The organism is Arthrobacter sp. 2762 (assembly GCF_040548745.1).
Classification (GTDB): domain Bacteria; phylum Actinomycetota; class Actinomycetes; order Actinomycetales; family Micrococcaceae; genus Arthrobacter.
The window spans coordinates 418364-430992 of the sequence record NZ_JBEPSI010000003.1; the positions used below are offsets into that span (position 1 = coordinate 418364).

Here is a 12629-nt window from a genome sequence, read left to right on the forward strand (position 1 = left end):
ACTACTTCGGCACCGGTTCGTGACGCAGATAGGATCGCCGGAAGCGGCCGGTGCCCGCTGTCAGGGCCCGAAGTTCAACGGCGTAGCGCAGAAGTTCCTGGTCAGGAACTTCGGCCGTAATCTCAGTACCTTCGCCGTTGGCTGCCGTAGTTCCGGTCACCCGTCCCCTCCGGCCCGACAAATCGCTCATCACCGCCCCCACGTGTTCGTCCGGGACACTGACCACTACGGCGGACACGGGCTCCAGCAACTGGATCCTGGCCGTTGCCGCGGCTTCGCGAAGCGCCAACGCACCGGCTGCCTGGAAGGCTGCGTCGGAGGAATCCACGCTGTGGGTTTTTCCGCCCACCAAGGTGACTTTGATATCCACCACGGGGAACCCGGCCGAAACGCCCTTGAGCATCTGGGAGCGCACGCCCTTTTCCACGGAAGTGACGAACGTACCGGGAATAACACCGCCCACCGTCTTGTCAGCGAATTCAAACCCCTCCCCGCGCGCCAACGGCTCAACTTCGATGTCGCAGATGGCGAATTGTCCATGGCCGCCTGATTGCTTGACATGCCGGCCGTGCCCTGCGGCCTTGCTGGCGAAGGTTTCCCGCAGCGGCGTGATGACCTCCACTGTTTGAAGCTTGACGCCCTGGTTGCGCAGCCTGTCCAGTATCACCTCGGCATGAGCTTCACCCATGCACCACAGAATCAACTGGTGCGTGTCCTGATTGCGTTCCACCCGAAGCGTCGGATCTGCTGCGACTACCTTCCCGATGCTCTTGGCCAGTGCGTCCTCATCGCTACGGGACATTCCTTCGATCGCTATGGGCATCAGCGGCTCAGGCATGTTCCAGGTTTCGATCAGCAGTGGGGCGTCCTTGTCCGAGACAGTGTCCCCGGTTTCCGCGTTTGCCAGCTTGCTGATGGCGCAAATGTCACCGGCGATGCACTGCGAAACAGCCTTCAGGCTCGATCCGACGGGCGAATACAGATGCGTGACGCGTTCATCGCTGTCGTGGTCCTCGTGGCCCCTGTCCGCCAATCCCCTGCCGCCGATGTGGATGGCTGAATCTTCACGCAGAGTCCCGGAAAAAACACGGACCAGGCAGACGCGGCCCAGGAACGGGTCCACCGTGGTCCGCACCACCTCGGCAGCCAGGCGTCCTGCAGGATCGCACTCCAGTGGTTTCAAGGACGAACCATCGAGTTTCATCACTGGCGGCGCCATGCGTTCCAGCGGCGAAGGCAAAGCATCAATCATCAGTGCCATGAGCTCGGGAAGCCCCAAACCCGTCTCCGCCGAGGTAGCCATCACAGGGAAGAAGGAGCCCCTGGCCACAGCGGTTTCCAGGTCCGTGATGAGGTCCTCCAGCGGCAACTTTTCACCGCCCAAGTAGCGGTCCATCAAAGTCTCGTCTTCGCTTTCGGCAATGATCCCTTCAATCAAAGGACCGCGGGCTTCCTCCACGGCAGGATCATCGCTGTTCCCATCGAGCACCGCTGCCAACCCTCCGCCGGAGGGCAGGTATAGCGGGAGGACAGACTCACCGAAGGCTTCCTGGCAACGCACGACGGCGGCGCTGAAGTCCGCGCGGGGATGGTCCAGGCGGCTGACTACGACAGCCCGCGGCATACGGATCTTCTCGCATTCACCCCACAACGCGATGGTGGCGCCGTCGATGCCGTCCACGGCGGAGACGACGAAGAGGGCCGCATCGGCGGCCCTCAATCCTGCTCGTAATTCCCCCGTGAAATCCGTGTACCCCGGAGTGTCGATCAGGTTCACCTTTACCTCGCCCACCAGTATCGGGGCCACTGACAAGGTGACGGACCTTTGCTGATGGATGGCTGAAGGGTCTGAATCGCTGACGGTGGTTCCCTCGGTGATCGAGCCCATCCTGGCGATGGCGCCGGTGGCAGCCAACAGCGCTTCTACCAGCATCGATTTCCCCGCACCTGAATGCCCCACGAGTGCCACGTTGCGTATCTTGGCAGGATCACTTGCCGCCAGAGCCGTACCGTTCTCGCTTCGTCGGGACTCGGGTGTGCCGGGTCCGGCCGCCTTGGCCGTCTCCCGTGTGCCCTTCGCGGACATGAGCACCTCCTGGTGTCGTATCCAAGCTCGGAGTTCGAACGCGCCGAAAGGTTCGAACGTGTAAGAGGATTGGACACCCTGAGGCGACCACAGGGCAAGACCCAGCCGCGGACGAAGAGCCGGGGGTGAAGCGGCCAACGTGTACTAGGCCCGGACCATCCCCCATAACAACCATGCTGAGGTGACTGTGCTTCCGGTGATGACCACGAAGAATCCTGTCAACCACAGGAATGATGGGACACCCGTGGTTCGGCCAAGGATGTAGGCGTCCGACGCTGCGAGCCGGTCCCGGCGCCGTGTATGGACGCCGGCGAGCTTGAAAAGGTCGCGCACGGCACCCACTGACAGGGCGATTCCCAGGGCCAGCACAGCATAGTTGACGATGGTGGGCGATCCGAAGAAGACCAAAAGCTGGGCGATAGCTGCGCTGACCACCGCCACGAGGATCCCTGTCAGGTTGCGCAGGAAAATCAGGGAGACCAGCAGGATGAGGGCACCTAAAGACATCGCAGCCCCTGATCGGCCGGCGGCGAACGCGGCAATCAAGGCAAGTCCCACGACTGCTGGCGCTGGATATCCCCAGAACCCCGACCAGGCCGCACCAAAGGGGCTCCGGCCGCTGCTGACGAGGCGGCCCGAATGATCCAGTCCAATGCGAAGACTGTGGACAAATCGCCCCGTCATGAGGGCAGCATAGGCATGGCCAAGCTCATGGACGAAGGTCACGTACAGACCGAACCATCGCCACGTGGCTCGAGGGATGCTCAATATGGTTGCTGCGGCGAGAATCGCCAACAACGCAGGTAGGGGCACGGCAGTAGTGTGGACGTCGGTGAAGCCACGGACCACAGCCGCCCACCAGGTTTGTACAGGGTTCACAGCAGGGTTCACAGCACCGACGATTTGAGGCGTGAACGGAGTCCCGCAACCAGGATCTCCAAACCGAAATCGAAGGCTGCTTCACCACGCCGGTCCGGCGGACCCGCATGCGTTAGCGCTTGGGTAAGGGCCGGGTAGCCGTGAACCGGAGGTGCCCACACGACGTCGGGAGCGGCCAGATCCAAGGCAAATCCCAAGGCAAAGCTGTCGATCGTGGAGATCGCCGAAACCACATCCTGCCCTTGGAAACCGGCGGTTTCCAAGGCGACCGCCAGATTCTCATAGAGAGCCAGCACCTGATCGTCCTGCACCGTTTGCAACACCAGCAGGGGCGCCAGCCGGGGGTGCCGGGCGAACGCGTCGCGGTAGCTTCGGACTATAGCCCTGAGGGCATCCTCCCAGTCCATACCTTCATGGAGGGTGTAGGGGCTCTGGGCAATGATCCGCCCGCGCATGAGCTCCAATATTTCTTCCCGCCCGCTCACGTGGTTGTAAATGGAAGATTGGCTGACGCCGATCCTCTTGGCCAGTTTGGGCAGGCTGAAGTCCCCGGCCTCGTCCACCAGCTCCAAGGCGGCCGTGACGAGTGCGTCGATGGATATCAGCGGAACCAGTGGGCGTGGCATTGGGTTCTCCAATCAATGTGTTGTTACGACTCTAGCCAGAAGTTTGGGCAAAGGTATTGTGCCCCCAATCACAAGGCCTTACGATAAACGAAAGCCTTTCGCTTATCGATCGGCTCCTCCCCCAAATCTCCCCGCATTAGACCTCCGAGGACACCATGTCTGAAATCGAAACCCGCCCTCCTGCAGCGGATGCTGGAAACGGGCTCAAGAAGAACGCCATTGGCACCGGCGGCATTGCCTTCCTTGTGATCTCCGCAGCAGCCCCCTTGACCGTGATGGCCGGTGTGGCACCTGTGGCCATTGGCATCGGGGGCATTGGCGCCCCCATGGGCTACGTCATCGCCGGCGCCGTTCTCTTGATCTTCGCTGTGGCTTTCATGGCCATGACCAAGCACGTCAAAGCAGCCGGCGGCTTCTACACCTACATCACACTTGCCATGGGAAAAACGGTGGGTCTGGCCTCCGCCATTCTCGCGATCGTTTCCTATAACTGCCTGCAGATCGGCGTCTACGGGCTCTTCGCAGTCCAGACCCAGGCCATGCTCCGGACACTCTTCGGCCTGGACGTCCCATGGCCCGCCGTAGCCTTGGTGGCCGTTGCCGCCGTCTGGTTCCTTGGCTATCGGGGCATCGACGTTGGGGCCAAGGTCCTGGGTGTGCTGCTTATTTCCGAGACCGCCATTCTTGTCGTCATGGGCGCCGGCATTCTGGCGAACGGCGGCGCACATGGCATCAGCGTTGCCTCCTTCTCCCCCGAGCATGCGTTCACGCCTGGCGTCCTGGCCATCCTTGCCATCTGCTTCGCCGCCTTCATGGGCTTTGAGTCCACGGTGCTGTACCGCCGTGAGGCCCGCAACCCGGACAAGTCTGTGCCCAGGGCAACCTACATTGCCGTCGGCTTTATGTCCGTGTTCTACGCCTTCATCGTGTGGACAGTCATCCAGGCCTACGGCGACGGTGATGTGATGGCCGCTGCCGGTGAATTGGCCGACGGTATGTTCTTCGCCACCATCAACCACTACGTGGGTCCTTGGGCAGAAGTTGTCATGTACGTGCTGATCGTGACCAGCGTCTATGCCTCCCAGCTGGCATTCCACAATGCCATCAACCGCTACGTTTACATGCTCGCCAAAGACGGCGTCCTTCCGGCATTCCTGGGCAAGACCCACCCGAAGTACAAGTCCCCGCACCGCGCCGGGCAAATCCAGACAGCCCTCGCCGCCGTCTCCATCATCATTTGCGCCATCGCAGGCGCCGATCCCTACAAGCAGCTTCTGATCTGGGTCAACACCCCCGGCATCTTCGGCATTGTCGCCTTGCAGGGACTGGTGTCCGTGGCAGCTTTCATCTATCTTCGGCGCAATCCTGAGGCCGTGACCAACCGGCTGCTGATTCCCTTGAGCATCGCTTCAGCCATCCTGCTCTTCGGCGTGGTTGCCCTGATCGCCATCAACATCGAGCTCCTGACTTTCGCCGATGCCCTCACCAACACCATCCTCCTGTTGGTGACCCCCCTTGTTTTCCTGGCAGGCCTGCTGATAGCCCGCAGATTGCGCACCACCCGCCCTGACATCTTCGCCCGGATTGGAAGCTTCGAAACCCATGACTCCTGACCTCATCGTCCTTGCCGACACCATCCACACGCTCGATGACCGCCCGGCTAACAGCTTCCGGCCGGACATCCAGGCCGTCGCCGTCAGCGCAGGGATGATTGCCGCCGTCGGATCCCGGGAGGATGCGCAGGAGTGGCGTAAGCCGGGTACCCGGGTAGTGGATCTTGGCGGTGCGACACTCACGCCCGGCCTGGTGGATTGCCACATCCACCCCGTGTTTGGCCTGGACCTGACCATTGGCTGCGATCTGTCCGGCGCGTCCACTTTGGCTGAAATACGCGCGCTGCTGCTGGCAGAGTCAGCCCGATTCGCAGAATCAGTGAACGACGGCGGCTGGTTGCGTGCCTGGGGCCTGAATCCGAACGCGTTTGGTCCAGTACCCTTGCACCGGAGTGTGATCGACGAAGTCTCCGGAGGCCGGCCGGCCATGATCCGGTTGTTCGACGGCCATTCGGCATTGGCGAACAGCCGGGCACTGGAAGTGGCCGGGATCCGTGGCCGCGTTGAATTTGAACAGAGCGCCGAGGTGGTCTGCGACGCCGACGGCGTCCCCACCGGGATGCTCCTGGAAGCGGCGGCCATTGAACTGGTGCAGCGTCACATTCCCAAGGAATCGTTTGAGGAACGCAAGACCCGCCTGGGCAACTTGCTCCGGGACTTCGCCCGGTCCGGCCTGACCGGCGGGCACATCATGGACCATGACGAGGAATCGACGGCCCTGTTTCAGGCTTTGGAAGCCGACGGCGAGCTGCCCCTGCGCCTGCGCAGTGCGCCGTGGTGCATGCCGGGCACTGGCGAGGCCGAGTGGAAGCAACTTTCCCGCACTGTAGGCACCGGCGGACGCCGCTGGTCGATCGAGGCCATCAAACTGTTCGTTGATGGAACCGTGGACAACGGGACCGCGTGGCTTTACGAGCCGGACCTGTACGGCCAATCCACTGCGCCATTCTGGCCGCGGCCCGAAGAATACACAGCAGCGGTTCGATACTTTGCCTCCCGCGGCATCCCGACGGCGACCCACGCGATTGGCGATGCCGGCGTGGAACATGTCCTGGACGCCTTGGAGTCGCTCCGCGGCGTTGTGCCCTCGGACGTGCTCCGCCAGACGGTTCACAGGATTGAACACATCGAAACGGTGCCCGACCAGCTGGTGGAACGCTTCCAGCACGCCGAAGTGGTGGCGAGCATGCAGCCCACGCACTGCACGCACTATTCCGTGGCGGACCACAGCGACAATTGGTCTACCAGGCTTGGCAAGGTCCGTGCCGACCACGCGTGGCGTTGCAGGGACCTCCGCGAGGCTGGAGTGACCGTGGGTATCGGCTCAGACTGGCCGATTGCGCCCTACGAGCCCCTGCCGATCATTGCAGACGCCCAGTTGCGGCGCCGTTCCGGCTATCCGGAACAGGAACCCATCGCACCTTCCCAGGCACTCACCGCACTCCAGGCGCTTGAGGGCTACACCTCACACGCCGCACGCGCTGCAGGACTGTGGGACGTTTCGGGCTCGATCACGGTGGGTAAACGCGCCGACTTTACCGCGTTCGAGCGCGATCCACTGACCACCGCCCCGGACGAGTTGGCCGCCAGCAGCGCAGTAGGTACGTTCGTGGGCGGCGAGATCCAGTTCATGCTGGAAAGGCTTGCCTAGCGTTTTTTGATCGGGCGGGCTACATGCGGTTCTTGGTTTTGGCCGTAGCCAGTGCTGTCCATGGATCTTCGGGCCAGGGATGCCTGGGGTAGCGCCCACGCATCTCTGCCCGGACCTGGGCGTAGGGCCCTGACCAAAACGATGCGAGGTCGCCTGTCACCGCCAATGGCCTGCCTGCGGGGGACAAAAGGTGGAAAAGCACCGGCACCCTTCCGCCAACAAGGCGAGGCGTGCGGTCCCAGCCGAAACACTCCTGCAGCTTGACCGCCACAACCGGGCTACCGCCGTCGTGCTCCGCATTCTTTCGATCGAGGACCCCGGAGCCCTCAGAGACCTCCGGGTACTCGATCCTCACCCGCGAGCCACTGGGCACCTGAAGGCGCTCAGGCACCAGGCTGTCCAGGTTGGCGGCCTCGGGCCACGGAAGCAGGCGCCGGAGTGGATCGGTGAGGTCAATGGCGGTGGCGGGGGTCCCGGTGGCCATGGATTCGAGCTCCGCGGCAAGCCAGTCATCCAACCTGGCCAACAGCGCGGATTCGCTGACATCAGGCCATGGATCGCCGAGCTCCCGGTGCAACAAAGCCAGACGTCGGCGCAGCGCATCTGCCGCAGCGGACCACCCGATCATCGAGAGTCCTGCCTTTTCCAGTGCAACCGCAACAGCTTGGCGGCCCTGCTCCACGCTGGGGCGCACGGGCGTCGAGGCCAGCACAAGGGCTCCCAGCTTCCGCTCAACCTTGGCGGTCACCCGCCCTTGGGCGAAGCGTGCCGTTACGTCCTCGACCAACAGCTCCGGCGCCGCAGCGGTCGCCAGCTCAGCGGACAGGGGCGCCGCCGATCGGATCACGGATCCCGTGCCCGCGGCGTCCCTGCCTTGGGCGCGGGAAACCTCCGCCACAGCCAACCAGTCATGCCCGGCCAGCGAGCTACCTGCGGGCAGACCAGCCCTGGTGCCCGATGTCAGCAGATATGTCGGTGCCCCTTGGCCGGGAACCCGCCTGGCAATACGGTCCGGGAAGGCCAACGCGACCACGAACCCGGGTGCCTCCCCCACTGACACATCCAGTGCCCGTCGTTCATCGATGCCTTGTTGATTTGCGACGTCGGAGGTCTTCTGGCGCGCGATCGATTCCATCCGTTTGACGTCCTCGGCGAATCGTCGGGCTGCCGGGTCTGATCCGGAACGAACTGCCGCCAAGAGCTTTGTGAGATCGGCACCAGGCGCGCGTTGATCACCGGCTACCAGTGCCACCGTTTCAGCGGCAAGGCGACGGCCAACCAGCGCAGAACCATCCAGCAGTGCGCGGGCGAGCCGAGGGTCTGCCGGGATCTTCGCGAGCGTCCTGCCCAAGTCCGTGACAGTTCCTTCCACTGTCACCGCACCGAGCTCCCGCAGGACCTCGACGGCGTCATCCATAGCGGCACGCGGTGGTGCGTCGGGCAGTGCAAGCCCACGGCCCCCGGGGGCTCCCCAGCAAGCGAGCACCAGAGCGGCGCTGGTGAGGTCGGCCACCGAAATCTCGGGGGTTTGATGCGCTGGCGCGGCGGCGAAGGCCTGCTGGTCGTAGCACCGAACCACCCTGCCTGGTCCTTGGCGCGCTGCGCGTCCGGCCCGCTGCTCGGCCGAAGCCTTCGAGCAGGACACCGTCACCAGTCCGGACATGCCTCTGCCCGCGTCACGACGCGGTTCACGTGACAGGCCGGAATCTATGACGAGCCGGACACCCGGCACCGTGAGTGACGACTCGGCCAACGCCGTTGACACGATAATTCGAGGAGGGTCGCCGGGTTCCCGGCCTGAAACCGCCCGGTCCTGGGCGTCGGGACCAATCTGGCCGTGCAGCTCAAGTACCTCAACACCGGCCCGGACCCGCCCGCGGAGCCGGCTGGCGACGTCGGACACTTCGCGGACGCCTGGGAGGAAGACCAGAGCGTCAACGTCGGGGTTTCCCCTGAGCGCTTCCTCATGCGCAGCCGCCGCTGTTTCGGCAACGTGGTTCAGAAAGCTGTATGCAACGCCGCGCTCGTCCAGGCGCTGACCTACGGCCGGAACCCACTGGACCTCCAGGGCGTACAACACGGAAGGACAGTCGACGACGGGAGCCGGCGCGCCGTCGGCGGCCTCCCCAAACCCGGTTGGCCCTAACCCGCTTCGTCCCAGCAGGGCGGCGAAGCGAGTGGCGTCAACGGTTGCCGACATCGCCACCAGCGCGAGGTCGCCGCGGAGTTCCTGGACTTCCGCGAGCATCCCGACGAGCAGGTCGGTTTCGAGGCCACGCTCGTGGACCTCATCCAGGATCACCGCTTGCGTACCCTCAAGTCCCGGATCAGCCAGGAGGCGCCGCAAGAGAATGCCGGGAGTGACGAACTCCACCACAGTGTCCGAACCCGATTTGCTCTCGCCGCGGACCGTATAACCCACTCGGCTGCCCAGGCGGCTGCCGTCGAGTGAGGCAAGACGGCGGGCGGCTGAGCGCGCGGCCACCCTGCGCGGTTGGGTGACGACGACGCGGGGCTGGCCTGGGTGCCTCTCCTCCACGAGGTTGGCAAGCAGTGGAGGGACCAGCGTGGTCTTTCCTGTCCCGGGCGGTGCCTGGACGACCACCGTTCCGCCGTCGCCCTGGCTCTCCAAAGCGGCGCCGAGCTTTGCCAAGGAACCAGCGAAGACCAGCCCTGCGCCGATGGTGTCCAGTCTGAAAGTCACCACACCATTGTCCCTGCTCGCCAGCACTAAAAAGGCCACGCCCCTCGGTCAACCTGACGGCTTGAGGAGGCGTGGCCCCTTCAGTGGTGGTGCTTTTAAGCCAGCGTGTTAGCCAATGGTGGACGTGTCAATGACGAAGCGATAACGCACGTCGGAGGCGAGCACGCGCTCATAGGCCTCGTTGATCTTGCTGGCCGGGATGACCTCGATCTCGGCACCGAGCCCGTGCTCGGCGCAGAAGTCCAGCATCTCCTGGGTTTCGCGGATTCCGCCAATCATGGAGCCGGCGAACCTGCGGCGCCCACCGATGAGGGCGAAAGCATTCACGGGCAGCGGCTCGGCCGGCGCGCCAACGTTCACCAGCGTTCCGTCAAGGCTCAGCAGTTGCAGGTAAGCGCTGATGTCGATGGACGCGCTGACGGTGTTGATGATGAGGTCAAACGTGCCTGCCAGTTGCTCGAACGTGGCAGGATCACTGGTGGCGTAGTAGTGGTCAGCGCCCAGGTTCAGGCCATCTTCCATCTTCTTCAGGGACTGCGAGAGGACCGTCACCTCGGCACCCATGGCGTGAGCAATCTTGACCCCCATGTGGCCCAAGCCGCCCAAGCCCACGATCGCGACCTTCTTGCCAGGACCGGCCTCCCAGTGATGCAGCGGGGAGAACGTCGTGATGCCTGCGCACAGCAGCGGTGCGGCGACGTCGAGATCCAGCGCTTCAGGGATGGTGACGACAAAGTCCTCGTTCACGACCACGCTGCTCGAGTATCCGCCCTGGGTGATCGTGCCGTCACGGTCAACTGCGCCGTAGGTGCCCACGTTGCCGTTGAGGCAATACTGTTCCTCGCCCGCCAAGCAGTTCCTGCACTCTTTGCACGAGTTAACCATGCAGCCGACACCAACCCGGTCGCCCACTTTGTGCTTGGTGACGTTCGGGCCAACTTCGGTAACGATGCCGGCAATCTCGTGGCCAGGGACCAGCGGGTACTGCTGAGGGCCCCAATCCCCGCGCACGGTGTGGATGTCCGAGTGACAGATGCCAGCGAATTTGATGTCAATGTGGACGTCGTGAGGTCCAACTTCGCGACGTTCGATGGTGGTCAGGGTGAGGTCGCCCGTGGCCGAAGGTGAAGCATAAGCGTTAGCGGAAGGCATGTTTCTCCTGCGTGATGAAGATTAGTGGATGTTTCCATCTAACCCTCTTTTCCAAAATGCAAGGAGTTACTGCTGTTAGGGGTAATGACAGTGACTCCCTTGGAGGGCCAAAAGTCATACCGTTGGAAACATGGACAACCGGACCGAGACGCGCGATTTCCTCTCTACCCGAAGAGCGAAGATCACCCCCGAGCAAGCTGGGCTGGCTGCCTATGGCGGCAATCGGCGCGTCCTTGGGCTCCGACGCGGCGAAGTTGCCATGCTTGCCGGCGTAAGCGTTGAGTACTACACCCGTTTGGAGCGGGGGAACCTCTCAGGCGTCTCGGAGAGCGTCCTCGAGGCACTGGCCAACGCCCTGCAACTGGACGACGCCGAACGGGCACACCTCTTCGACCTCGCCCGTGCGGCCAACGACGGCGGCCGGCTGCGACGGCGTCCGGTACGGAAGCAGTCCATCCGACAGGGTGTCCAACTGACCTTGGACGCAATCGCGCATTCGCCTGCCTTTGTCCGCAACGGCCGGCTCGATATCCTCGCTACCAACGCCTTGGGCAGGGCACTGTACTCGGATAGCTACGACACCCCTTCCGGACCGCCCAACCTTGCCCGCTTCCTCTTCCTGGATCCCCGCAGCCATGACTTCTATACCGATTGGGAACGGGCTGCCAACGACACCGTGGCCATCATGCGGACCGAGGCCGGGCGTAACCCCTACGACCGTGGACTCACCGACCTCGTGGGTGAGCTGTCCACCCGCAGCGAAGAATTCCGTGTTCGCTGGGCGGCGCACAACGTCCGGCAGCACTACACCGGGAAGAAACAGTTCAGGCATCCGATCGTCGGGGACCTGCACATGCTCTATGAGGCGTTTGAGTTGTCCGCTGACGACGGCCTGACCATGACTATCTATAACGCGGAGCCTGGCACCGGAACCGAGGATGCCCTGCGGTTGCTGGCGAGTTGGGCGGCAACCACGCACGCGTCCGAAGCTGACGCGTCTGAATCCCGCACGTCTGAAACGGGCGCGTCTGCATCCGGCCACGACCTCCGCAAGACGAACCGCAACTAATTCCGCAACGAAAAAGGAACCATGGACATAACCCCCAAGACCACCAGCACCAAGGGACCGTCAGGGCTCTTCACCGGCGACGTCTACTTCGACGTCATCGCCAAAGGAGACGAGCCCTCCCGACTGCGGGTGAACATCGTCCGCTTCACTCCCTGCGCGAGAACGGCGTGGCACACCCACGCGGCTGGTCAGACGCTCCACGTGACGGACGGTGTGGGCCTGGTCCAGGCGCGCGGAGGCGAGGTGAAGGTGGTGCGTCAAGGTGACACCATCTATACGCCGCCGGGCGAATGGCACTGGCACGGTGCTGCTCCGGACCATTTCATGAGCCACCTTGCCATGTGGGAAACCACCGGAGCCACCGACGGTTCCGAAACAACGTGGGGCGAGCTAGTGACAGATGAGGAGTATGGCCATCCGGGCTGAGGGCTTTTAGCGGGCTTCCTAAAAATGTCAGACCCTGATGAGAGGGTTTATTTATGGGAAGCATTGGGGATATTCTGGCGCGTCGGGCAGCGATGTCCGGCGCCACGTTGCGCCCCCGACGCCTCCCCCGAGCAGGCCATTCCGTGCCTGCCAACGCGCAAGCGGGCTGGGAAAGCCCGACGGCGGCAGTCACCGATTCGGAGAACGCCCGGGCCATGGCGCTGCTTCGCGGCATTGAACCACGGCCCTTCTCTGCCCCTGGTGACGTCGAGCCTAAAGTTGGCGCTGACGTCGTTCCTGTTTCCCCAGGGCTGCGCGTTTCCCCTGGGCTTGATGGTTCCAAGGGGCTTAGCGTTTCCCACGGGCTTGACGGTGCGTTGGGACTTGAGGGGGCGCTGGCTGACAGCGCCCAGGCGTTGGAAT

General features: G+C 63.4%; 10 protein-coding genes. 5 read left to right on the forward strand and 5 right to left on the reverse strand.

Annotated elements, in window-relative coordinates; all coding sequences use genetic code 11:
• Window position 1: 1 nt before the first annotated feature.
• The 3 genes from ABIE18_RS08520 to ABIE18_RS08530 all read right to left on the reverse strand — a co-directional run bounded on the left by ABIE18_RS08520 (window position 2) and on the right by ABIE18_RS08530 (window position 3591).
• Window positions 2-2086: an elongation factor G-like protein EF-G2 gene (locus ABIE18_RS08520; protein ID WP_499722250.1), complete on the reverse strand. Its 2085-nt coding sequence runs from the start codon at window positions 2084-2086 to the stop codon at window positions 2-4.
• Between the two features lie 144 nt (window positions 2087-2230).
• Complete coding sequence (locus ABIE18_RS08525) at window positions 2231-2977, reverse strand: M50 family metallopeptidase (RefSeq protein ID WP_499722251.1); 747 nt, start codon at window positions 2975-2977, stop codon at window positions 2231-2233.
• A complete protein-coding gene (locus ABIE18_RS08530) occupies window positions 2974-3591 on the reverse strand; it encodes a TetR/AcrR family transcriptional regulator C-terminal domain-containing protein (RefSeq protein ID WP_499722252.1) in 618 nt (205 codons plus the stop codon). Before ABIE18_RS08530 ends, ABIE18_RS08525 begins: the two co-directional genes overlap by 4 nt.
• Window positions 3592-3746: 155 nt before the next feature.
• On the opposite strand from ABIE18_RS08530, the gene ABIE18_RS08535 reads away from it, so the two are divergent.
• Together ABIE18_RS08535 and ABIE18_RS08540 are read left to right on the forward strand one after the other, a co-directional pair.
• Entirely contained in the window at window positions 3747-5204 is a 1458-nt protein-coding gene (locus ABIE18_RS08535; RefSeq protein WP_499722253.1) for an APC family permease, read from the forward strand.
• Entirely contained in the window at window positions 5194-6855 is a 1662-nt protein-coding gene (locus ABIE18_RS08540; protein ID WP_499722254.1) for an amidohydrolase, read from the forward strand. The genes ABIE18_RS08535 and ABIE18_RS08540 overlap by 11 nt, the downstream gene beginning before the upstream one ends.
• 19 nt (window positions 6856-6874) lie before the next feature.
• Here ABIE18_RS08540 and hrpB read toward each other — a convergent pair whose 3' ends face one another.
• Together hrpB and ABIE18_RS08550 are read right to left on the reverse strand one after the other, a co-directional pair.
• Window positions 6875-9586, reverse strand: coding sequence for an ATP-dependent helicase HrpB (hrpB, locus tag ABIE18_RS08545; protein ID WP_499722273.1), 2712 nt, complete (start codon window positions 9584-9586; stop codon window positions 6875-6877).
• 81 nt (window positions 9587-9667) lie between these two features.
• Complete coding sequence (locus ABIE18_RS08550; protein ID WP_499722255.1) at window positions 9668-10711, reverse strand: NAD(P)-dependent alcohol dehydrogenase; 1044 nt, start codon at window positions 10709-10711, stop codon at window positions 9668-9670.
• Between the two features lie 130 nt (window positions 10712-10841).
• Here ABIE18_RS08550 and ABIE18_RS08555 point away from each other — a divergent pair, with 130 nt between their 5' ends.
• The 3 genes from ABIE18_RS08555 to ABIE18_RS08565 all read left to right on the forward strand — a co-directional run.
• Entirely contained in the window at window positions 10842-11780 is a 939-nt protein-coding gene (locus ABIE18_RS08555; RefSeq protein ID WP_499722256.1) for a helix-turn-helix transcriptional regulator, read from the forward strand.
• Between the two features lie 21 nt (window positions 11781-11801).
• Window positions 11802-12206: a (R)-mandelonitrile lyase gene (locus tag ABIE18_RS08560; protein WP_499722257.1), complete on the forward strand. Its 405-nt coding sequence runs from the start codon at window positions 11802-11804 to the stop codon at window positions 12204-12206.
• Between the two features lie 53 nt (window positions 12207-12259).
• The coding region (locus tag ABIE18_RS08565; RefSeq protein ID WP_499722258.1) for a hypothetical protein at window positions 12260-12629 on the forward strand (370 nt) is incomplete at its 3' end.